At 68.1% G+C, this 20,912-nt stretch carries 20 protein-coding genes; 15 read left to right on the forward strand and 5 right to left on the reverse strand.

The window, feature by feature from the left end; all coding sequences use genetic code 11:
- Positions 1-53 precede the first annotated feature (53 nt).
- From ASE61_RS19915 to fba, 3 genes are all read left to right on the forward strand, one after another.
- Positions 54-551, forward strand: a complete 498-nt coding sequence (locus ASE61_RS19915; RefSeq protein ID WP_061969856.1) for a hypothetical protein — start codon at positions 54-56, stop codon at positions 549-551.
- Positions 548-1,741, forward strand: a complete 1,194-nt coding sequence (locus ASE61_RS19920; protein WP_061969857.1) for a phosphoglycerate kinase — start codon at positions 548-550, stop codon at positions 1,739-1,741. The genes ASE61_RS19915 and ASE61_RS19920 overlap by 4 nt, the downstream gene beginning before the upstream one ends.
- Positions 1,742-1,881: 140 nt before the next feature.
- The gene (gene fba, locus ASE61_RS19925) at positions 1,882-2,964 is read left to right on the forward strand and encodes a class II fructose-bisphosphate aldolase (protein WP_061969859.1); all 1,083 of its coding nucleotides are present in this window, start codon (positions 1,882-1,884) and stop codon (positions 2,962-2,964) included.
- A gap of 57 nt (positions 2,965-3,021) precedes the next feature.
- Here the strand turns inward: fba and ASE61_RS19930 are convergent, their stop codons facing one another.
- Positions 3,022-5,022, reverse strand: coding sequence for a PhoX family protein (locus ASE61_RS19930; RefSeq protein WP_061969860.1), 2,001 nt, complete (start codon positions 5,020-5,022; stop codon positions 3,022-3,024).
- Positions 5,023-5,228: 206 nt separating this feature from the next.
- Here ASE61_RS19930 and ASE61_RS19935 point away from each other — a divergent pair, with 206 nt between their 5' ends.
- The 7 genes from ASE61_RS19935 (at position 5,229) to ASE61_RS19965 (ending at position 11,527) form a co-directional block, all read left to right on the forward strand.
- Positions 5,229-6,383, forward strand: coding sequence for a benzoate/H(+) symporter BenE family transporter (locus tag ASE61_RS19935; RefSeq protein WP_061970295.1), 1,155 nt, complete (start codon positions 5,229-5,231; stop codon positions 6,381-6,383).
- Positions 6,380-7,033, forward strand: coding sequence for a thiamine phosphate synthase (locus ASE61_RS19940; protein WP_082617572.1), 654 nt, complete (start codon positions 6,380-6,382; stop codon positions 7,031-7,033). Before ASE61_RS19935 ends, ASE61_RS19940 begins: the two co-directional genes overlap by 4 nt.
- On the forward strand, positions 7,030-7,962 hold the full coding sequence (locus ASE61_RS19945) for a tetratricopeptide repeat protein (RefSeq protein ID WP_061969864.1): 933 nt from the start codon (positions 7,030-7,032) through the stop codon (positions 7,960-7,962). Before ASE61_RS19940 ends, ASE61_RS19945 begins: the two co-directional genes overlap by 4 nt.
- Positions 7,963-8,161: 199 nt before the next feature.
- Positions 8,162-8,953, forward strand: coding sequence for an inositol monophosphatase family protein (locus ASE61_RS19950; protein ID WP_061969866.1), 792 nt, complete (start codon positions 8,162-8,164; stop codon positions 8,951-8,953).
- Positions 8,954-9,051: 98 nt separating this feature from the next.
- Positions 9,052-10,062, forward strand: coding sequence for a hypothetical protein (locus ASE61_RS19955; protein WP_061969868.1), 1,011 nt, complete (start codon positions 9,052-9,054; stop codon positions 10,060-10,062).
- A gap of 29 nt (positions 10,063-10,091) precedes the next feature.
- Positions 10,092-11,111 (forward strand): peptidoglycan -binding protein, encoded by a 1,020-nt coding sequence (locus tag ASE61_RS19960; protein WP_061969869.1) that lies wholly within the window; start codon positions 10,092-10,094, stop codon positions 11,109-11,111.
- A 2-nt stretch (positions 11,112-11,113) separates the two neighbouring features.
- Positions 11,114-11,527 (forward strand): Ivy family c-type lysozyme inhibitor, encoded by a 414-nt coding sequence (locus tag ASE61_RS19965; protein ID WP_061969871.1) that lies wholly within the window; start codon positions 11,114-11,116, stop codon positions 11,525-11,527.
- Between the two features lie 12 nt (positions 11,528-11,539).
- Here ASE61_RS19965 and ASE61_RS19970 read toward each other — a convergent pair whose 3' ends face one another.
- The gene (locus ASE61_RS19970; RefSeq protein ID WP_061969873.1) at positions 11,540-13,336 is read right to left on the reverse strand and encodes an ABC transporter transmembrane domain-containing protein; all 1,797 of its coding nucleotides are present in this window, start codon (positions 13,334-13,336) and stop codon (positions 11,540-11,542) included.
- 253 nt (positions 13,337-13,589) lie between these two features.
- On the opposite strand from ASE61_RS19970, the gene rpmE reads away from it, so the two are divergent.
- Entirely contained in the window at positions 13,590-13,826 is a 237-nt protein-coding gene (gene rpmE, locus ASE61_RS19975) for a 50S ribosomal protein L31 (protein ID WP_061969875.1), read from the forward strand.
- Between the two features lie 124 nt (positions 13,827-13,950).
- Here rpmE and ASE61_RS19980 read toward each other — a convergent pair whose 3' ends face one another.
- Together ASE61_RS19980 and ASE61_RS19985 are read right to left on the reverse strand one after the other, a co-directional pair.
- A complete protein-coding gene (locus ASE61_RS19980) occupies positions 13,951-14,481 on the reverse strand; it encodes a DUF1465 family protein (RefSeq protein WP_061969877.1) in 531 nt (176 codons plus the stop codon).
- A 360-nt stretch (positions 14,482-14,841) separates the two neighbouring features.
- Positions 14,842-15,042, reverse strand: a complete 201-nt coding sequence (locus ASE61_RS19985; protein WP_061969879.1) for a DUF1192 domain-containing protein — start codon at positions 15,040-15,042, stop codon at positions 14,842-14,844.
- Between the two features lie 92 nt (positions 15,043-15,134).
- Here ASE61_RS19985 and ASE61_RS19990 point away from each other — a divergent pair, with 92 nt between their 5' ends.
- From ASE61_RS19990 to ASE61_RS20000, 3 genes are all read left to right on the forward strand, one after another.
- Positions 15,135-16,133, forward strand: coding sequence for an NAD(P)H-quinone oxidoreductase (locus ASE61_RS19990; protein ID WP_061969881.1), 999 nt, complete (start codon positions 15,135-15,137; stop codon positions 16,131-16,133).
- A 178-nt stretch (positions 16,134-16,311) separates the two neighbouring features.
- Complete coding sequence (locus ASE61_RS19995; RefSeq protein WP_061969883.1) at positions 16,312-17,040, forward strand: DUF1013 domain-containing protein; 729 nt, start codon at positions 16,312-16,314, stop codon at positions 17,038-17,040.
- A 25-nt stretch (positions 17,041-17,065) separates the two neighbouring features.
- Positions 17,066-17,956 (forward strand): MBL fold metallo-hydrolase, encoded by an 891-nt coding sequence (locus ASE61_RS20000; RefSeq protein WP_200959666.1) that lies wholly within the window; start codon positions 17,066-17,068, stop codon positions 17,954-17,956.
- A 21-nt stretch (positions 17,957-17,977) separates the two neighbouring features.
- Here ASE61_RS20000 and ASE61_RS20005 read toward each other — a convergent pair whose 3' ends face one another.
- Positions 17,978-19,912, reverse strand: a complete 1,935-nt coding sequence (locus tag ASE61_RS20005; RefSeq protein ID WP_061969887.1) for a propionyl-CoA synthetase — start codon at positions 19,910-19,912, stop codon at positions 17,978-17,980.
- 172 nt (positions 19,913-20,084) lie between these two features.
- Here ASE61_RS20005 and ASE61_RS20010 point away from each other — a divergent pair, with 172 nt between their 5' ends.
- Entirely contained in the window at positions 20,085-20,849 is a 765-nt protein-coding gene (locus ASE61_RS20010; protein ID WP_061969889.1) for a sulfite exporter TauE/SafE family protein, read from the forward strand.
- The last annotated feature ends 63 nt before the right edge of the window (positions 20,850-20,912 follow it).

A 20,912-nucleotide genomic window follows, 5' to 3' on the forward strand; every position in this document is an offset into this window, starting at 1 on the left:
TCCTCCGTCAGGGCGTGGCCTTGTCCCTGAACAGCAGCAGAAACGGACCGAGCATGGCCAAGATCGAGCCGACAGTAGCGACCCCGCCCGCCCCCCAGACCGAGGCTGCCTCCGCACCGGCCAACCTGGCGCCGGTCCCGGCCTTCCCCTCCGCTGCGGCCCCTGCCCCTGCTCCCGCTCCGGCCCCGGCTCCGATACGCGCCGAGCCGGCGACGGTCGCGACCGAGCCGCGCAAGCTCGACCAGCTCTCCCGCATCGAGGAGAAGGCGGCGCGCATCGAGGAGAAATTCGCCCGCTACGAGGCCGTCCTGACCCGCGCCGAAGCCTCGCTGGAGCGCTCGGCCGGCAAGGTCGACAATGCGGTGGGCACGCTCGACATCGGCGGCATCCGCAACGAGATCGCCGCCCTGCGCCAGCGCGTCGATGCGACGCCGCGGGCCGGCACGCTCTTCGTCACCGCCGCCGTGACCGCGGTGCTCACCGTGCTGCTCACCATCCTCGTCCTGAAATTCGGCGTGCCCGGCCTGTTTGGCGGCCTGCTGCCGCGATGAGCGCCTTCCGCACTCTCGACGACGCCGATCTTGCGGGCAAGCGGGTGCTTGTCCGCGTCGACCTCAACGTTCCCATGGACGGCGACAAGGTCAGCGACACCACCCGCATCGACCGCATCCTGCCGACGATCCGCGAGATCGCCGACAAGGGCGGCAAGGTCGTGCTGCTCGCGCATTTCGGCCGGCCGAAGGGCCGCGACGACAAGAACAGCCTGCGGCAGGTCGTGCCGGCACTGACACAGGCGCTCGGCCGCCCCGTCACCTTCGTCGACGATTGCATCGGCGAACCGGTTGCAAAGGCGCTTGCCGCCGCCAGGAACGGCGACGTCCTGCTGCTGGAGAACACCCGCTTCCACGCCGGCGACGAGAAGAACGATCCCGACTTCGTCAGGGCGCTCGCCGCCAATGGCGACCTCTATGTCAACGACGCCTTCTCGGCCGCGCACCGGGCGCACGCCTCGACCGAAGGCCTCGCCCATGTCCTGCCGGCCTATGCCGGGCGCACCATGCAGGCGGAGCTCGAAGCCCTTTCCGCCGGCCTCGACAACCCCACCCGCCCCGTGATGGCGATCGTCGGCGGCGCCAAAGTCTCGACCAAGCTCGACCTGCTCGGCAATCTGGTGAAGAAGGTCGATGTCCTCGCCATCGGCGGCGGCATGGCCAACACCTTCCTTGCCGCGCGCGGTGTGAACGTCGGCAAGTCGCTCTGCGAACATGATCTCGTCGGCACAGCCCGCGAGATCGAGGAGAAGGCCAAGGCCGCCGGCTGCGAGATCCTGCTGCCGGTCGATGCGCTGGTGGCGCGCGAGTTCAAGGCTCATCCCGGCCATCGCGTCGTGCCGGTCGGTGAAGTCGGCGCCGACGAGATGATTCTCGATGCCGGCCCGCTCTCGATCGCCGAAGTCGTGCTGCGGTTGGAGAAGGTCAAGACGCTGGTCTGGAACGGCCCCTTCGGCGCCTTCGAGCTGCCGCCCTTCGACACAGCGACGGTCGCCGTCGCCAAGGCCGCGGCCAGGCACGTCAAGGCCGGCGATCTCGTCGCGGTCGCCGGTGGCGGCGACACCGTCGCGGCGATGAACCATGCCGGCGTCATCGACGACCTGTCCTATGTCTCGACGGCGGGTGGCGCCTTCCTCGAATGGATGGAAGGCAAGGCCCTGCCGGGCGTCGAGGCCCTGCGGAAGCGCTGATCCGGGCATTGACCGTGCGGGCCGCTCCGACAACGGGGCGGCCGCTCGCGTTTTAAGCTTTCCACCCACCCGGCTTTGCGCCGGGAGCCTGTCCGCACTACATCTTTCGCCATATCCGTTTTCAAAAGGGGAGTGCCATCGTGGCCCGTATCACGCTTCGCCAGTTGCTCGATCATGCCGCCGAGAACGACTACGGCGTGCCCGCCTTCAACATCAACAACATGGAGCAGGCGCTGGCGATCATGGCGGCGGCCGACGCGACCGACGCGCCCGTCATCATCCAGGCCTCGCGCGGCGCCCGCAGCTACGCCAACGACATCATGCTCAAGCACATGATGGATGCCGTCACCGAGATCTATCCGCATATTCCGGTCTGCGTGCATCTCGACCACGGCAACGAGCCGGCGACCTGCATGACCGCGATCCAGGCCGGCTTCACCTCGGTGATGATGGACGGCTCCCTCAAGGCCGACGGCAAGACGCCGGGCGACTGGGACTACAATGTCGGCGTGACCAAGACGGTAACCGACATGTCCCATCTCGGCGGCATCTCGGTCGAGGGCGAACTCGGCGTGCTCGGCTCGCTGGAATCCGGCGAGGGCGAGAAGGAGGACGGCCACGGCTTCGAGGGCAAGCTCAGCCACGACCAGCTCCTGACCAATCCCGACGAAGCCGTGAAGTTCGTCGCCGAGACCAAGGTCGATGCGCTCGCGATCGCCATGGGCACCTCGCATGGCGCCTACAAGTTCACCCGCAAGCCCGATGGGGCGATCCTGGCGATGCATGTCATCGAGGAGATCCACAAGCTGCTGCCGAACACGCATCTCGTCATGCATGGCTCGTCCAGCGTTCCGCAGGACCTTCAGGACGTCATCAACCAGTATGGCGGCAAGATGCCCCAGACCTGGGGCGTGCCGGTCGAGGAGATCCAGCGCGGCATCAAGCACGGCGTGCGCAAGATCAACATCGACACCGACAACCGCATGGCGATGACCGGCCAGATCCGCAAGATCCTCTCGGAGAACCCCGGCGAGTTCGACCCGCGCAAGTATCTGAAGCCCGCCATGGAAGCGATGACCAAGCTCTGCAAGCAGCGCCTCGAGGAGTTCAACACCGCCGGCCAGGCCTCGAAGATCAAGCGCGTCATCACGCTGGCCGAGATGGCCAAGCGCTACGCCAAGGGCGAGCTCGACCCGACCTTCGGCGCCAAGAAGGCGGCCTGAAAGAAAAGAGCCGCCGGAGCGATCCGGCGGCTCTTCCTTTTCGTCAACGGTGGCGCCTCAAACGCCGATCTTCCCCCCGCCCTTCCGAGTGATCGCCACCACGGAAGGCCGCACCGGCATGTCCGGCTTGAAATCCGGCCAGCGGGTCGAGAGGTCCTCGTAATAGGAGCGGCGGCCGAATTCGGGCCAGTCCGGCCCATCGTCACCCGGATGCTGCACGGCGACGAAGGCGGTGGTGTCGTCCGGCGTGAAGCAGGGGCCGCACATCTCCGCGCCATGCGGCACGCGGTAGAACAGCTTCGAGGTCCGGCGCGCGCCACCCTCGGTATCGACCGCCCAGAGCCCGTCTGTGCGCCCGGTCACGTCGATGCCGTTCCCATCCGTCGCGACCCAGAGCCGCCCGGCGGAATCGACCACGGCATTGTCGGGCATGCCGAACCAGCCGTTCTTGGTCGTATCGGTCGAGAAGCTCGCACCGACCGCCGCGACGGATGGATCGCCGCATGTCAGCAGGATCTCCCAGCGCCCTCTGGTCGCCGTGTGATCGCCATCGGCCTCGGCGATCTCGATGATATGGCCGAAGGCGTTCTTGGCACGCGGATTGGCGGCGTCGACTTGCTCGTCCTTGCGGCTCGTATTGTTGGTCAGCATCACATAGACGCGCCCCGTCACCGGGTTCGGCGTGATGTCTTCCGGCCGGTCCATCTTGGTGGCGCCGAGCAGGTCGCCGGCGCGGCGGGCCTCGATCAGCACGTCGGCCTGGCTCTGGAAGCCGTTCGCGGCCGTGAGCGGCCCCTGCCCAAAGACCAGCGGCAGCCATTCATGCGTGCCCTCCGCCGCGAACTTGGCGACATAGAGCGTGCCGGCATCGAGCAGGTCGAGATTGCTGGCGCGGTTGTTCGGGTCGAACCGGCCCGTCGTCACGAACTTGTAGACATAATCAAAGCGCTCATCGTCGCCGAGATAGGCGACCACGCGCCCGTCTTTGGCGACGATCATGTCGGCGCCCTCATGCTTGAAGCGGCCGAGCGCGGTGCGCTTCTTTGGCACCGAGTTCGGATCGAACGGATCGACCTCGACCACCCAGCCGAAGCGATTGGCCGCGTTCGGCTCCCTGGCGAGGTTGAAGCGCTCCTCGAAGCGACCCCAGGCATAAGGCGAGGACGGCACGGCGAGGCGCTTGTAATTGGCTTCCTCGCGATGGCCCTCCGGCAGCTTGCCGGAGAAATAGCCGTGGAAGTTCTCCTCGCCCGAGACGAAGGTGCCCCAGGGCGTCAGCGCGCCCGAGCAGTTATTGAGCGTGCCCAGTACCTTGCGGCCCGTGGCGTCAGCCTTGGTCTGCACGCGCTCATGGCCGGCGACCGGTCCCGAGAGCTGCATCTCGGTGGCGGCGGTGATGCGGCGGTTGTACTTGGAATCCCTGACCAGCGCCCATTCGCTGCCGGTCTTGCGGATTTCCGCGACGGTCGCGCCATGAGCCATCGCCTCGATCGCGAAGCGCTCCGGCGTCGCGTTCTTCAGGACGGGCTTGCCGTCCTTCATCTCGACCACGCCCGGGAACATCAGATGCGGGTTGGTGTATTCGTGATTGACGAAGAGCAGCCCGTGGGCAGACGGGTCGGCCGCGCCCATCATCGGCACATAGCCGACGAAGTCGTTGTTGTAGCCGAACTGCTTGCTCTGGGCCTCCGCGCTCTGCTTTGCCGGGTCGAAGGCTGGCGCATCAGCCGTCAGCGGGTCACCCCAGCGCAGCAGCACCTGCGCCTCGTAGCCCTCGGCGACGTGGTGATCGGCATCGACGCCGACCTCGACCTCCTTGAAGGAGAAGGCCGACTTGGCGCCCTGCGCCTGCGCCTCGGCAGCGGTTTCCAGCGCCAGCGTGCCGACCGTCGCCGAGATCGCCGAGACCGCGAGCGCGCCCTTGAGCAGACCGCGCCGCGAGAACCGCTGCGAGATCAATTCACCCATGGTCGGGTTGTCGGTCGGATTCCGCGGCTCGGCATCCTCATGCTCCAGCATGCTGGCGCCGAAGGTGGATTCGTACTCGTCGTCGCGCATGGTCGGCCTCGGTCGCTGCGGATTGGAATAATGCGCAGCTAGGCCCGGCCATTGACAGCCGAATGACATCGCCCGTTACCGGCAGGCCATCTTCCAGCCAGTCCCGCCCTCAGACTGGTCCCGGCCCTGCGCCCGCCGCCCTTTCCGTCTCAGGCGATTTCTGGTTCAACGCTGGCTTGCTTCTGTCCCAGCCGGCTTCCCGCACCATGTCGATCGTCTTCTCTGCCGTGGTCGCGGTCTTCGTCGGCTTCGCCGCCTCCGTCGCCGTCATCCTCCAGGCCGCGCAGGCGCTCGGCGCCACGCCCGGCCAGACCATCTCGTGGATTGCGGCGCTCTGTCTTGCGACCGGCGCCTCCAGCCTCTTCCTGTCTTGGCGCTACCGCATGCCGATGATCTGCGCCTGGTCGACGCCGGGCGCCGCCCTCATCGCCGCCGTGACCGGATTCGACATGGCCTCAGCCGTTGGCGCCTTCCTGGTCGCGGCCGTGCTGATGATGCTGACCGCCGCCTTCCGCCCGCTCGGCAGGCTGATCGAGCGCATCCCGATGCCGGTGGCAGCCGCGATGCTCGCCGGTGTCATCTTCCGCTTCGTCGTCGCGGTCTTCGACGAGATGCGGCTCTCGCCCGGGCTCGTCCTGCCGCTGCTCGCCGTCTTCCTGTTGGCGCGCCTGTTAAACCCCTTCCTCGGCGTCATCGCTGCGCTCGTCGCCGGTATCGCGATCAGCTTCGTTGGCGGCCTCGCCCATTGGCCTGCCGGAGCAATGACGCTGAGCGGCCTCGAATTCGTCACGCCGCGCTTCGATATTGCCGCCATGCTCGGCATCGGCGTCCCGCTCTATCTCGTCACCATGGCCGCCCAGAACCTGCCGGGCTTCGCCGTGCTGCGCGCCGCCGGCTACAATCCGCCGACCGCACCCTCGCTGTTCGTCACCGGCCTGACCTCGCTCCTGACCGCGCCCTTCGGCGCGCATATGACCAACATGGCCGCGATATCGGCCTCGATCTGCACCGGCGGCGACACCCATCCCGACCCTGCCCAGCGCTGGAAGGCCGGCGTGCTCTACGGCCTGTTCTATTTCGTCGTCGCCGCCTGCACCGGCTTGCTGATCGCCCTGTTGCTGGCGCTGCCCAAGGCGCTGATCGTCGCCGTGGCCGGCCTCGGGCTGGTCGGCTCGCTGACGGGCGCGCTCGGACAGGCCATGTCTTCCGACAAGGAGCGCTTCGCCGCCGTCGTCACCTTCGCCGTCGCCGCCTCCAGCCTTTCGCTTTTCGGCATCGGATCGGCCTTCTGGAGCCTCGTTGCCGGCCTTGCGGTCTTGACATTGGACTTCGCTGCGGGCCGTTTGCGCAGCAAATCATGACCACACAATCATCCTCCACTCGCCTGATGCTCGTCACCCCTCCCGTCGCAGACGCGGAGGCCATGGCCTTTCGCCTGATGCAGGCCATGGCCGGCGGCGATGTCGCCGCCGTGCTGCTGCGCCTCAGCGCCGGCGACGACCGCAGCCGGATCGAGCGCGTCAAGCGCCTCGCCGGCCCGGTCCAGGCCAATAATGTCGCCCTCGTCGTCGAGGACAATGCGCTCGTCGCGGCGCGCGGTGGCGCCGACGGCGTCCATCTCACCGGCGGCCCGGCCGCGGTCTCGGAAGCCCGCTCCAGCCTGAAGAGCGAGCGCATCATCGGCATCGGCGCCTTGCGTGCCCGCCATGACGCCATGGATGCCGGCGAGGCCGGCGTCGATTACGTGATGTTCGGCGAGCCCCGTCCCGACGGGTCGCTGCCGCCGCTCGCGGCCGTGGTAGAGCGCGCCGGCTGGTGGGCCGAGATCTTCGAGACGCCCTGCGTCGCCTATGCGCCCGATGCCGACTCCATCCCCGCGCTGATCGAGACCGGTGCGGAATTCGTCGCGCTCGGCGCCTGGGCCTTCGACGAGGGGCAGGATATCCGCGCCCTGGTCGAGCAGGCCAACCAGGCGATCAGCGCCTGCGCCGCGCGGAAGACGGCCCGATGACGCGGCTGGCCGGGCAAGCCTTGCTGGCCAGTGCCCTGCTCGCCGGTGCCGTGCTTGCCGGCCCGGCCGAGGCCGCGGCCACGCCGGATCTGGCCTATGGCGCCTACCAGGCCGGACATTATCGTCGCGCCCAGGCGGAAGCGCTCAAGCGCATCGAGGCCGATAGCAGCGATGCCGCCGCGATGACCCTGGTCGGCGAACTCTATCGCCAGGGCCTCGGGGTCGCGCCCGACCAGAAGGTCGCGACGGAATGGTATGAGCGGGCCGAGGCGCGCGGCGACATCAACGCGGCTTTCGCGCTGGCGACGCAGCTTCTCGACGAGAAGAGCGGCAAGCGCGACCCCGCCCGCGCCGGCAAGCTGCTCGAGAAGGCGGCTGCCGCCGGCCACCCCGCCGCCAACTACAATCTCGCGCTCGCCCTTCTCGCGGCGAACCGCGAGGCCGAGGACAAACGTGCCGTCGCCTGTCTTGAAATCGCGGCGAAATCCCAGATCGGCGACGCCATGCATGCGCTCGGCGTGCTGGCAAAGCAGGGACGCGGCATGCCGGAGAGCGAGGAGGTCGCCGCCCGCTGGATGAAGCAGGCGGCAGCGGCCGGCAACGTCCCCGGCGAGGTCGAATACGCCATCATGCTGTTCAACGGCACCGGCGTCGAGAAGGACGAGGCCGCCGCCGCCAGCTTGTTCCGGCGCGCCGCCTGGGAGGGCAACCCCATCGCCCAGAACCGCCTCGCCAAGCTCTACCAGTTCGGTCTCGGCATCGCGCCGGACACGATCGAGGCCGCGGCCTGGCACCTCGCGGCCCGCTCGCAAGGCCTCAAGGACCCCGCGCTCGACGACATGTTCGAACGCCTCAAGCCCGAGCAGCAGGCCCGCGCCGCCCGCATGGCCGCCGGCCGGATCAGCACCGCCGTCTTGACGGCGCCGTAAGACCCGCGCAAGTGACGGGGTACTACGGTCGAAACACAGCCCTCATCCTGAGGAGCGGGCAAAGCCCGCGTCTCGAAGGATGTTCCAGCGCGCTCTGGAGCATCCTTCGAGACGCCGCTTTCGCGGCTCCTCAGGATGAGGGCTGGCGTGACCGTTCCTTCATTTCCAGCCGCGCCCACGAGCGCGCAAGAGGTTTCCGATGATCCGCTCTCCCCTGATGACCGTGATGACCGACGCCGTGATGAAGGCGTCCCGCTCGCTCAAGCGCGATTTCGGCGAGGTCGAGAACCTGCAGGTCCTGGCCAAGGGCCCGGGCGACTTCGTCTCCAAGGCCGACACCAAGGCCGAGGAAATCCTCCGCGCCGCGTTGGAGAAGGCCCGCCCGGGCTACGGCTTCGTTATGGAGGAGAGCGGCGTCGTCCACGGCACCGACGAGAGCAACCGCTGGCATATCGACCCGCTCGACGGCACCCATAACTTCCTGCGCGGCATCCCGCACTGGAACATCTCGGTCGCGCTCGAGCGCGACAACCAGTTCATCGCCGGCGTGATCTACGACGCCGCCAAGGACGAGATGTTCATGGCCGAGAAGGGCAAGGGCGCCTATGTCAACAACCGCCGCCTGCGCGTCTCCGGCCGCAACGAGCCGGCCGACATGCTGATCGGCACCGGCATCCCGCATATCGGCAAGGGCGGCCACGGCCAGTTCCTGCGCGAGCTTGCCGCCGTGATGCCGCGCTTCGCCAATGTCCGCCGCATGGGCTCGGCCGCGCTCGACATCGCCTATGTCGCCGCCGGCCGCATGGACGCCTATTGGGAGCGCGGCCTCAACACCTGGGATTTCGCGGCCGGCGCCGTGCTGATCCGCGAGGCCGGCGGCACCTTCGGCACGCTCGACGGCAAGCCGGTGACGAGCGCCAAGGACATCATCTGCGGCAACGAGGCCGGCGAGCGCGCGCTCAGCCAGGCGCTCAAGACCGCGGCGGCCTGAGGCCAACAGCCTCGAAACTGTTGCTCTTTCGTGCTTGATCCCGGCGGCGTGGGAGGCGACAGTCCTCCCCGCACTCCGAGGCGAACGGAAGACGACGCATGGCGATTGAGGATTTCGCGGCCGAGCCGGCAACGGCCGCAACCGTGCGGACGCAGGTCCGCTTCTCCAGGCCGCTCCGCTACGTCGTCCGCGCGGTCCTGTTCCTCGTCCTGATCGGCTTCCTCGGCTTCATCCTGCAGGCCGGGCTGGTCCAGGCCTTCATGACCAATCCCGGTCTGAACGGGCTCATCCTCGGGGCCCTGCTCGTCGGCTGCCTGATCGCACTGCGCGAACTCTGGCGCATCCACAGCGAGGCGCGCGCCGCGACCAACCTCGCCGTCGTGCCTGCCTCCGCCGATATCCGCCGCGGCCAGGTCATCGCCCCGCTGGGCTCCGTCCTGCCGGCGCTGGAGCATGGCACCCTTGCCCCGGCCCAGGCCGTCACGGCGCTCGAATCGATCGCGGTCAGGCTCGATGACGGGCGCGAGGTGCTGCGCTATCTCAGCGGCCTGCTCGTCTTCCTCGGCCTGCTCGGCACCTTCTGGGGCCTGCTCGACACGGTCGGCTCGGTCGGAACCGTCATCAAGTCACTGCGCACCGGCGCCGAGGCCGGCGTGCTCTTCGACGAGCTCAAGGCCGGCCTCTCCGCCCCGCTCGCCGGCATGGGCCTGTCCTTCTCCTCCTCGCTGTTCGGCATCGCCGGCTCGCTGATCCTTGGCTTCCTCGACCTTCAGGTCGGGCAGGCACAGCGCCGCTTCCGCAACGAGGTCGAGAGCTGGCTCGGAAGCCGCACCGGCACGCCCGATGCGCCTGCCGCCTTGCTTGCGGCCGGCAATCCGCTCGCCGACCGTTTCGAGCAGCTCAGCGCCGCCATGGCCGACGGCGCCTCCAACAATCGCGCCGCGACGCAGGCGCTCTCCAATCTGGCCGAGGGCATCCAAGGACTCGTCCAGCACATGCGCTCCGAGCAGCAGATGATCCGCGACTGGGTCGAGGCGCAGGCCGCGCGCGAGAAGGACCTGAAGCGCCTGATCGACCGCCTCACCGCCGACCAGGTAACGGAGCCATGATGCTGCTCGCCAAAGCAGGAACCTGACGGATGGCCCTCTCCCGCGCCCATCGCCGCGAGGACGTCAATTTCTGGCCCGGCTTCGTCGATGCGCTCTCGACGATGCTCATCGGCATCGTCTTTTTGCTGACGGTCTTCGTGCTCGGCCAGTTCTTCCTGTCGCAGGAATTGACCGGCAAGGACACTGCGCTGGAGCGGCTCAACAGGCAGATTTCCGAACTGACGGACCTGCTCGCCCTCGAGCGCTCCTCCAACCGGCAGGCGCAGGAAAGCCTCCAGCTGATGCAATCGACGCTGGCGCAGACGCAAGGTGAGCGCAGCCGGCTGCAAGGCCTGATCGACACGCAAGCCGGCAGCAACGCCGGCGCCCAGCTCGCCGAATCGCAAAAGGCGCTGGATGCGGAGAAGCAGCTCTCCGCCCGGGCCCAGGCGACGGTCGATCTCGTCAACCAGCAGATTCAGGCCATGCGCCGCCAGCTCGCAGCGCTGGAGGAAGCCCTCTCCGCCTCCGAGGCCAAGGACAGGGATTCGCAGGCCCGCATCTCCGAGCTCGGCTCGCGCCTCAACATCGCTCTGGCCCAGCGCGTGCAGGAACTGGCGCGCTACCGCTCGGACTTCTTCGGGCGGCTGCGGCAGGTGCTCGGCACACGGCCCGATATCCGCGTCGTCGGCGACCGTTTCGTCTTCCAGTCCGAGGTCTTCTTCGACGGTGGCCAGGCCGTGCTGAAGCCCGAAGGCAAGGTCGAGCTCGACAAGCTCGCCACCATCCTGCTCGATCTCGGCAACGAGATGCCGCCGGACCTGCCCTGGATCCTGCGCGTCGACGGCCATACCGACAACCGGCCGATCAAGTCCGCGCAGTTCCCCTCGAACTGGTATCTCTCCTCGGCCCGCGCCATCGCCGTCGTCGAATACCTGATCTCGCGCGGCCTGCCGACCGACCGCGTCGCCGCCACCGGCTTCGGCGAATACCAGCCGCTCGACGTCGCCAATACCGACGACGCCCACCGCCGCAACCGCCGCATCGAGTTCAAGATCACGGAGCGCTGAACATGTCCGTCAGGCGTCTGCCTTTCGCAATCGCGAGTGCTGTCGCCCTGCTGCTGTCAGTTCCGGCTTCGGCCCAGGCGCCCAAGGACGGAGGGCGCTATCTCCACGACCTGATGAAGCAGCCGACCTATCGCGACGCCTGGGCGCGCATGCTCGGCAAGCTCGGCCCGCGCGAATCCTGGCTCAAGGCTGACAAGCTCACCGGCCCCGGCGGCCCCAGCACGATCGTCACCGTCGGTGGCCAGGCCTTCGAGCGCGTCGACACCTGCAAGCGGCACGACTGCGGCAACAACCAGTTCTATGCGCTGTTCTCGTCCGACGGCAGGGAAGCGCTCGGCGTCCTCGTCCAGCCCGGCAACATCCGCTTCTTCGGCCAACCCAGCGAAGAGCAGCAGCGCGCACTGGTGGGGCCCTAGCAGCCCACCAGCTCAGGCCGCCTCCAGTCCGAACTGCAGCGCCGCCAGCCGCGCATAGAGACCGCCGCGCGCCTTGAGCTCGGCATGGCTGCCCTCCTCGACGATGCGTCCGTCCTCCATGACGAGGATGCGGTCGGCCGAGAGGATGGTCGCGAGGCGATGCGCCACCACCAGCGTGGTGCGGCCCTGCATCAGGCGGTCGAGCGCATCCTGCACCGCCTTTTCGCTTTCGGAATCGAGCGCCGAGGTCGCCTCGTCGAGCAGCAGGATCGGCGCGTCCTTGAGGATCGCCCGCGCGATCGCGAGGCGCTGCCGCTGCCCGCCCGAGAGAGTCACACCGCGCTCGCCGACGACCGTCTCGTAGCCCTCAGGCAAGGCACGGATGAACTCGTCCGCCGCCGCGAGCCTCGCCGCAGCCTCGACCTCCTCCTGCGAGGCTCCGGGCCGGCCATAGGCGATGTTGTCGCGCACCGAGACGCCGAACACCGTCGGCTCCTGCGGCACCAGCGCGAAGCGCTCGCGCCAGGCCTCCGGATCGGCCTCGGGGCCCGCCACGCCGTCGACGACGACGCGGCCGTCCTGCGGATCGTAGAAGCGCAGCGCCAGTTGCAGCACCGTGCTCTTGCCGGCACCGGATGGCCCGACCAGCGCGATCCGCTCGCCCGGCCGAACCGAGAAGGTCAGGTCCGACAGCGCCGGCCCGACACGGCCGGGATAGCTGAAGGAGACGTTCTCGAAGGCGAACTCGCCGAGCGAGGGAGCCGGCATCGGCTTGGGATGCGGCGGCGCGGCGATGGCCGGCTTCAGCGCCAGGATCTCGCCGAGCCGGCTGGAGGCACCGGCAGCCGCACTGATATCGCCATAGACCTCGGAGAGCTGGCCGAGCGAGCTTGCGGCCAGCACTGCATAGAGGATGAACTGCGACAGCCGCCCGCCGGTCATCCGCCCATCGAACACCTCGGTCGCCCCGACCCAGAGCACGCAGACCACGCTGGCGCTGACCAGGAAGATCGCGACGCCGGACAAAAGCGCGCGCGAGGCCGTCGCCTCCCGCGAGGCTGCATAGGCCCCGTCCGACGCCGCCTCGAACCGCGCCGAACTCTGCCCGGCGGCACCGAAGGACTGCATCGTGCGGATGGCGCCAACCGCCTCGGCCGCGAAGGCGGAGGCATCGGCGAGCCGGTCCTGCGCCGCCCGCGAGCGGCGCCTGACCGAGCGGCCGGACAGGACCAGCGGGATCACGATCAGCGGAATGACTCCGATGACGATCGCGGAAAGCCGCGGGCTCGTCGCCACCATCATCGCCAGCGCGCCGAGCGTCATGATGGCGTTGCGCAGCGCGATCGAGGCTGTCGAGGCGAAGGTCGACTTGATCTGCGTGGTGTCGGCGGTGAGCCGCGAGACGAGATCGCCCGCCCGGCTCGAATCGAAGAAGGCCGGTTCCAGCCGCGTCAGATGGCGGAAGACATCGGCGCGGAGCGACGCGACGATGCGCTCGCCCACCGTCATCACCAGGTAGAAGCGTGCCGAGCTCGCGAGCGCCAGCACGCCGACCACGCCGATCAGCAGGATGAAATAGCTGTTGGCGAGCTGCTGCTCGCCCCCGGTGAAGCCGACATCGATGACGCGGCGCACCGCCAGCGGCAGCGCCAGCGTCGCCAGCGAGGCGACGACCAGCGCGACGAGCGCGAGCAGAATCCGGCGCTTCTGCGCCCGGGCATAGGGCCAGAAGGTCGCCAGCGAACGGAAATCCGGCCGGGCCTTCCTGTCGTTCTTCTCAGCTTCGGCCACGCACCGGGCCTCCTGCATCTCGCGCACGCGTCGCGCGCGCTCTTTCGACCAATCTCAATCTCGCCTCCGTGAAGCCGATCATGGCGGGCTTGGCAAACGACGCAACGCCGCAGGGCCCTTCCCCGGGAGTGCGTCGCGCTTGCACTGGAGCGCCGGCTGCGATATGTGCACCCAAATTCACGACAGGCTCATCCGAATTCTTTCGACGGGCCGGGCAGGCTCGCCTGCTTGTCGATGCGCCCGTTTTTGTAAGCTTTCTGAGGATTTCGTCATGGCCAAGGCTGGCATCCATCCCGACTATCACGCCATCAAGGTCGTCATGACCGATGGCACCGAATATGCCACCCGCTCGACCTACGGCAAGGAAGGGGACACCCTCAACCTTGACATCGACCCCACGACCCACCCGGCCTGGACCGGCGGCACCCAGCATATGCTGGACCGCGGCGGCCGCGTCTCGCGCTTCAACACGCGCTTCGCCGGCCTGGGCGCGATCGGCAAGAAGTGATGCTGCGGCGCTGCGGCGCCGCCGTCCTTGATCTCGAACAAGAAAACCCGGCCTCGCGGCCGGGTTTTTCCGTTTTGGCATGATCCGAAGCGCAGCGCCTCGACGGCGCCGCGCTCCCGAATGATCAGTGGGTGAGCCCGAGCCGGGCCTGCAGGCTGGCGAGCTGGTCCAGGACCGGGTTGACGGCCGCGCGGACAGGCGCCTGGCCCGACATCTGGCCCTCCAGATGGCGGATGCGCTCCTGCAGCCTGAACGAATGCGCCATCAGCTCGCGCAGCCGCTCCGGCAATTGCGCCACGATAGACTCCGACGGCGGCGCCATCGGGTCGCCGATCTTGACCTTGTTGTGCTCGGTCCGGGCCTGCTCCGCGGTGAGCTCGCCTTCCGCCACTGCCCGCTGCACCAGGAGCCAGGAGGCGACCTGCATCAATCGCGTGGTCAGGCGCATGCTCTCGGTGGCGTAGGTCAGCGAGGCCTCGCGCGGCAGGGCGGCGGCATCCTTGCGCCCGTCTCCGTCGAGATAGCCCGCCGTCTGCTCGACCAGTCCCATTCCCTCGCGAAACAGCAGCATGAAGGCATCGGAGCGCACGAAGCCCCGAGCAAAGGAAATCGCGCCCTCTTCCGTCTGCGGGTCGAGCAACTGGGCGTCGTTCATGCGGTGTCTCCCATCGGCACAAGCCCGTGCGCCTCTGGAACGCGTCACGGATCAGGACACCGATGTCGCAAGGATAGCGCCGATCACGGTCGCCGGCGCCGGTAAGGTGTCGTTAACCTTAACGAGGCTAAACCCCTGTGGCGACAACAAGGCGGGCGGCTCCACAGGAGCATCCCAGATCCGCCGGGTCCGGGGAACGCGCAGACAAAAAAAGAGCCGCCAAAGGCGGCTCGAAGGTCAACAGGGAGGCGTCAAACAGAGTGGGCAGGAGCCACTCGACATCCAGACAAACTGGATGATGCGATTCATACTTTGGAATCATTAACGCCCTGTTAACGGGCGTTTCTTTTTGACGCCTTTTCAGGCGGGCTTGCGGAAGAACGCATCCGCAGCAGAGCGAGAGGCGTCCTTGCGGGACCGGGTCTCGATCAGGCGCTCGATCTCGGCCTTGAGCGCGGCGACCCGCTCGTCGATCTCGCCAAGCGACAGCGTCGACAGATCCTGCCCGATCTCGTGCACGCTCTTCGGCTTGGGGCGGTCATCCTCCGGGAATATCGACATGGCGGCCTCGCATCTGCTCAAACTGCGCCGGGCACGCTAGCTAAGTTTCCAACGCAGTCACGCTGCGACGCACCAAACGAGGACACTGCGCCATGACGGCACTTCCCGAAACGATGACGGCGATCGGCATGGCGGCTCCGGGCGGCCCCGAGGTCCTCAGGCCGGAAACGCGCCCGGTCCCGAAGCCCGGTCCGGGCCAGATCCTCGTCGCCATCGCTGCCGCCGGCGTCAATCGGCCGGACGTCCTGCAGCGCCAGGGCGGCTACAACCCGCCGCCCGGTGCCTCCGACATCCCCGGCCTCGAATTCGCCGGCACGGTCGTGGCTCAGGGCGAAGGCGCCGGCCGCTTCGCGATCGGTTCGACGGTCTGCGCCCTCGTCGCCGGCGGCGGTTATGCCGAATATGCCGTGGTCGACGAGCGCAACGCCCTGCCCGCCCCCAAGGGCCTGACGCTCACCGAGGCCGGCGCGATCCCCGAGACCTTCTTCACGGTCTGGACCAATGTCTTCCAGCGCGGCCGCTTGCAGGCCGGCGAGAGCTTCCTCGTCCATGGCGGCTCGTCCGGCATCGGCACCACGGCGATCCAGCTCGCCAAGGCCTTCGGTGCGACCGTCATCGCGACGGCCGGCTCCGACGACAAATGCACCGCCTGCCGCGAACTCGGTGCCGACCATGCCATCAACTACCGGACGGAGGATTTCGTCGCAGCGGCGAAGGCGGCGACGGGCGGGCGCGGCACCGACCTGATCCTCGACATGGTCGGCGGCGACTATATCGACCGCAACTACGAACTGGCCGCCGATCAGGGCCGCATCGTCCAGATCGCCTTCCTCAACGGGCCGAAGGCCACGGTCAATTTCAGCCGCTTGATGCTGAAGCGCCTGACCCATACCGGCTCGACGCTGCGGCCGCGCACCGTTGTCGAGAAGGCCGCCATCGCCGCCGAATTGCAGGCCAAGGTCTGGCCGCTGCTTGAGGCCGGGCGCTGCAAGCCGCTGATCCACGCCACCTTCCCGCTGGCGCAGGCGGCCGAGGCCCATCGCCTGATGGAATCCAGCACCCATATCGGCAAGATCGTGCTGACGGTGTGAGCGCTGCTTTTCGTGGACACTTGCCCCGCCCTCGCCTATAAGGCGCGCCATCCTGCTCATCGTCGATGATTTGGATGGCCGGCCGGGGAGGCCGGTCGGCGCATGAGAGCTATTGTCCGCGACCCTGCCTTAAGAGCCCCTGCGAGCGGCGGCGCGAAGGCGAAGAGGAGACCGTACCGTGTCACAAACCCCGCTGATGCCCAAGGCCACCGCGGTCTGGCTGGTCGAGAACACCTCGCTGACGTTCGAGCAGATCGCCGAGTTCTGCAAGCTGCACCCGCTCGAGGTGCGCGGCATCGCGGACGGCGAAGTTGCCGCCGGCATCAAGGGCCTCGACCCGATCACCTCCGGCCAGCTCACCCGCGAGGAGCTTGAGCGCGCCGCCAAGAACCCGAGCCACCATCTCAAGCTCGCCGAGCGCAAGGTGAAGGTGCCGGAGATCAAGCGCACCAAGGGCCCGCGCTACACCCCGGTTTCCAAGCGCCAGGACCGGCCGAACGCCATCCTCTGGCTGCTGCGCAACCATCCCGAGCTCAAGGACGCGCAGGTCATCCGCCTAATCGGCACCACCAAGTCGACCATCGCGCAGATCCGCGACCGCACCCACTGGAACGCCCAGACGCTGACCCCGATCGACCCGGTCAGCCTCGGCCTGTGCTCGCAGATCGATCTCGATTTCGAAGTCGGCCGCGCCGCCAAGGACCGTCCGGCCGCGCTGGTCGAGGCCGGCTCGACCCTGCTCACCGTGGAAGAGGCCACTGCTCCGGAGCCGAAGCCCAGCGAGAGCCAGCCCTTCGCCGACATGAGCCGGCCGAAGCGCGAGGAGGAAGCTGCGATCGACGTCGATTCCGTCTTCGCCAAGCTGAAGCAGCTCAAGCGCCCGGCCGACGACGAAGACGACGAGTAAGAGCTCTCAACCACGGACGCTGCGCATGTCGGGAATGGACGGTCTCGCCTTCACCTTCCTCGGCACCGGCGCACCACCCGTCAGCCTGCGCCGCGCCGGCCCCTCGCATCTCGTCGAGGCGGCTGGCCGCAAGCTGCTGATCGATTGTGGCTCCGGCGTCAGCCAGCGCCTGGTCGCCGCCGGCACGCGCGGCGCCGATATCGACGCCCTGATCGTCACCCACGAGCATTCCGACCACCTGGTCGACTTCTATCAGCTCGTAGTCTCCTCCTGGCATCAGGGCCGCGCAAGGCCCTGGCGCGTGCTCGCCCCTGCGCCCGCGCTCGCCAATCTCCGCGCCCAATATGCCGCCTTCGAACGCGAGCGCATCCTGCGCATCGCCTTCGAAAAGCGCCCCGACGCAACGGGGCTTGAGGTTATCTTCGAGGAATTGCGCGAAGGTCCGGTCTCTGGCCTGGGCGAGCTCTCCATCGAGGCTTTCCTGGTCGATCACCGGCCGGTCGAGCCTGCTTTCGGCCTGACCCTGTCGCATGGCGGCACGCGGATCGTCTTCTCAGGAGACACCCGCCTCACGCCCTCGCTGGAGATGCAAGCCACCGGCTGCGACCTGCTGGTCTGCGAGGTGTTCATTGCCAGCCAGATGCCCGTCGTCGCCGGCGTCCGCTCGGCCGAGACCGTGGCGGCGGTCGAGAGCTATCACATGACGCCGGCTGTCGTGGCGGGGCTAGCGACGCGTGCCGGTGCCAAGGCATTGGCGCTGACCCATCTGGTGCCGCCGAACGCCGATACCACAGCGCTCGCCCGCGAAGTGCGGGCCGCGGGCTATGCCGGCGCCCTGCTGGTCGGCGAAGACCTCATGCGCCTCGACGTGCCGGAGCGCCTGCTGAGCTGGAACGGCGCGACGGTCGCCTACTAGCGCGCCAGCATAGGATCGGCCCTACCCGATCCCCCTGCCCTTCAGGGCTACGCCGATCTCGCCGAGCACGGCGGTATCCTCGATCGTCGCCGGCACCGCATAATCCTCGCCATCGGCGATCTTCTTCATCGTCGCCCTGAGGATCTTGCCGGAGCGCGTCTTCGGCAGGCGGGCGACCGTCAGCGCCAGCTTGAACGCCGCCACCGGCCCGATCCGCTCGCGCACCAGCGCGACGAGTTCCTTCTCGACCTGCTCGGGCGTCACGGTCGCGCCGGCCTTCAGCACGACGAAGCCACAGGGCTGCTCGCCCTTGAGCGCGTCGCGAACGCCGACGACCGCGCATTCCGCCACGGCCGGATGCGCCGCCAGCACCTCCTCCATGCCGCCGGTCGAAAGCCGATGGCCGGCGACATTGATGATGTCGTCGGTGCGGCCCATGATGAAGACATAGCCGTCCGCATCGATGAAGCCCGCATCCGAGGTGTTGTAGTAGCCCGGATAGGTCGTGAGATAGGCCTCCCTGAAGCGCTTATCGTCGTTCCACAATGTCGTCAGCGCGCCGGGCGGCAAGGGCAGCTTCAGCACGATCGCGCCCATCGTGCCGGGTTCGACCTGTCGCCCGCCCTCGTCGAGGCATTGCACGTCCCAGCCGGGCAGCGGCACGGTCGATGAGCCGTGCTTCACCGGCAGGAGGCCGAGGCCCAGCGGGTCGCCGACGATCGGCGAGCCGCTCTCGGTCTGCCACCAATGGTCGATCACCGGCACTTGCAGCAGCGCTTCCGCCCATTTCAGCGTTTCGGGATCGGCCCGCTCACCGGCGAGGAACAGCGCCTTGAAGCGCGACAGGTCGTGGCCGGCGAGGTGCCTGCCCTCCGGGTCCTCCTTGCGGATGGCGCGGAAGGCGGTCGGCGCCGTGAACAGCACCTTGGCGCCATGCTCGGCGATGACCCGCCAGAAGGCTCCGGGATCGGGCGTGCCGACCGGCTTGCCCTCATAGAGCACGCTGGTGGCGCCCTGGATCAGCGGCGCATAGACGATATAGCCGTGGCCGACGACCCAGCCGACATCGGAGGCGCAGAACATCACCTCGCCCGGCCCGACATCGAAGAGCTGGTCCATCGTCGCCTTGAGCACGACCATGTGCCCGCCATTGTCGCGAACCACGCCCTTGGGCCGGCCGGTCGTGCCGGAGGTGTAGAGGATGTAGAGCGGGTCGGTCGCCGCGACCTCGACGCACTCGGCCTTGCGCCCAGCCGCCTTCGCAGCAGCCACCAGCGTGCGCCAGTTCTTGTCGCGGGTCGCATGCATCGAGGCATCGACTTGGGGTCGCTGCAGCACGACGCAGGCCTGCGGCTTGTGCCTGGCCATCTCGATCGCGCCGTCGAGCAGCGGCTTGTATTCGACGACGCGCGTCGGCTCGATGCCGCAGGTCGCGGTCAGGATCACCTTGGGCTCGGCATCGTCGATGCGCGTCGCCAACTCCTTCGCCGCGAAGCCGCCGAACACCACCGAATGCACCGCGCCGATCCGGGCGCAGGCCAGCATCGCGAAGGCCGCTTCCGGCACCATCGGCATGTAGATGATGACGCGGTCGCCCTTGGCGACCCCGAGGTCTTCGAGCACGGCGCCGAGCGTCGCGACCTCGTCCAGCATCTCAGCGTAGGTATAGCTCGCCTTCGTGCCGGTGACCGGGCTGTCATGGATCAGCGCGGCCTGATCGCCGCGCCCGTCGCGCACATGCCGGTCCAGCGCGTTGAAGCAGGTGTTGCAGGTCGCATCCGGGAACCAGCGGCCATAGATGCCGGCGGAGGCGTCGAAAGCCTTCTCGGGCGGCTTGATCCAGTCGATCGCCTTGGCCATGTCGAGCCAATAGGCATCCGGATCGGCCTGCCAGCTTGCATAGGTTTCGGCATAGCCTTGCGCCGGGCGGGCGGGCGCCGCATGGGGGCCATTCATCGCAAGCGTTCCTCTGCGCCGGGTTTCATCCTAAAGCCCCGTGGCAAGCCGGCGATGGCGGGGCTGATTTTGCGCGGAATCCTGCGCACTGCCCCCGGCCAACGCAAGCTCGCTGTTTTAAGACTTTCGCCCATCCCATTCTGCACGTCCCGGCTCAGCGGCGCAGCCCTCCATGCCCTTCGATCTTCTCTTCTTCGCCGCCATGGTGCCGGCCGTCATCCTGACCGGCCTGGCCAAGGGCGGCTTCTCGGGCATCGGCCTGCTCTCCCTGCCCTTGATGGCGCTGGTGGTCTCGCCGGTGACCGCCGCCGCGATCATGCTGCCGCTGCTGATTGCGCAGGATGTGGTCTCGGTCTGGTCCTACCGCCGCGATTTCGACCGCCGCAACCTTGCAACGCTCGCGCCCGGCGCCCTGCTCGGCATCCTCGTCGGCTATCTGCTGGCCGCAAAAGTCTCGGACGCGGCGGTGGTGCTGGCGGTCGGGCTGATCTCGGTCGGCTTCGCACTGCGCCGCATGCTGAGCGACGGCCGGAAGCCCGCTGTCGCCACGCAGGCGAACTGGAGCGCCGGCAGCCTCTGGGGCTTCCTCTGCGGCTTCACCAGCATGGTCGCCCACGCCGGCGGCCCGCCCTTCCAGATCTATGTCATGCCGCAGAAGCTGAAGCCGGCCGTCTTCGTCGGCACCGGCGCGGTGTTCTTCGCCGCAATGAACCTGGTGAAGCTCATCCCCTATCTCGCGCTCGGCCAGCTCAATGGCCAGAACCTCATGGCCTCTGCCGCGCTGCTGCCCTTCGCCGTCGCGGCGACCTTCGCCGGGGTCTGGCTGGTCCGGCGCGTGCCCGCGGAGCGCTTCTACGGCATCGTCTACTGGCTTCTGCTGCTGGTGGGCGGGAAGCTGATCTTCGACGGCCTGCGCGACCTGCATCTTCTCGGCTGATCGGCCTCCGCGCGATTGCGCCGCATCGGAAAAAGGGATGGATTACCCGGGAGCGCGCCAGCC

The organism is Allobosea sp. Root670, from assembly GCF_001429415.1.
Taxonomy (GTDB): Bacteria; Pseudomonadota; Alphaproteobacteria; order Rhizobiales; family Beijerinckiaceae; genus Allobosea; species Allobosea robiniae.

Excerpts from the sequence above, each read along its gene's own strand:
- ASE61_RS19915 (WP_061969856.1), top strand. The coding sequence starts at position 54 with ATGGCCAAGATCGAGCCGACAGTAGCGACCCCGCCCGCCCCCCAGACC.
- ASE61_RS19920 (WP_061969857.1), top strand. The coding sequence starts at position 548 with ATGAGCGCCTTCCGCACTCTCGACGACGCCGATCTTGCGGGCAAGCGG.
- ASE61_RS19930 (WP_061969860.1), bottom strand. The coding sequence starts at position 5,022 with ATGCGCGACGACGAGTACGAATCCACCTTCGGCGCCAGCATGCTGGAG.
- ASE61_RS19935 (WP_061970295.1), top strand. The coding sequence starts at position 5,229 with ATGTCGATCGTCTTCTCTGCCGTGGTCGCGGTCTTCGTCGGCTTCGCC.
- ASE61_RS19940 (WP_082617572.1), top strand. The coding sequence starts at position 6,380 with ATGACCACACAATCATCCTCCACTCGCCTGATGCTCGTCACCCCTCCC.
- ASE61_RS19945 (WP_061969864.1), top strand. The coding sequence starts at position 7,030 with ATGACGCGGCTGGCCGGGCAAGCCTTGCTGGCCAGTGCCCTGCTCGCC.
- ASE61_RS19950 (WP_061969866.1), top strand. The coding sequence starts at position 8,162 with ATGATCCGCTCTCCCCTGATGACCGTGATGACCGACGCCGTGATGAAG.
- ASE61_RS19955 (WP_061969868.1), top strand. The coding sequence starts at position 9,052 with ATGGCGATTGAGGATTTCGCGGCCGAGCCGGCAACGGCCGCAACCGTG.
- ASE61_RS19960 (WP_061969869.1), top strand. The coding sequence starts at position 10,092 with ATGGCCCTCTCCCGCGCCCATCGCCGCGAGGACGTCAATTTCTGGCCC.
- ASE61_RS19965 (WP_061969871.1), top strand. The coding sequence starts at position 11,114 with ATGTCCGTCAGGCGTCTGCCTTTCGCAATCGCGAGTGCTGTCGCCCTG.
- ASE61_RS19970 (WP_061969873.1), bottom strand. The coding sequence starts at position 13,336 with ATGCAGGAGGCCCGGTGCGTGGCCGAAGCTGAGAAGAACGACAGGAAG.
- rpmE (WP_061969875.1), top strand. The coding sequence starts at position 13,590 with ATGGCCAAGGCTGGCATCCATCCCGACTATCACGCCATCAAGGTCGTC.
- ASE61_RS19980 (WP_061969877.1), bottom strand. The coding sequence starts at position 14,481 with ATGAACGACGCCCAGTTGCTCGACCCGCAGACGGAAGAGGGCGCGATT.
- ASE61_RS19985 (WP_061969879.1), bottom strand. The coding sequence starts at position 15,042 with ATGTCGATATTCCCGGAGGATGACCGCCCCAAGCCGAAGAGCGTGCAC.
- ASE61_RS19990 (WP_061969881.1), top strand. The coding sequence starts at position 15,135 with ATGACGGCACTTCCCGAAACGATGACGGCGATCGGCATGGCGGCTCCG.
- ASE61_RS20000 (WP_200959666.1), top strand. The coding sequence starts at position 17,066 with ATGTCGGGAATGGACGGTCTCGCCTTCACCTTCCTCGGCACCGGCGCA.
- ASE61_RS20005 (WP_061969887.1), bottom strand. The coding sequence starts at position 19,912 with ATGAATGGCCCCCATGCGGCGCCCGCCCGCCCGGCGCAAGGCTATGCC.
- ASE61_RS20010 (WP_061969889.1), top strand. The coding sequence starts at position 20,085 with ATGCCCTTCGATCTTCTCTTCTTCGCCGCCATGGTGCCGGCCGTCATC.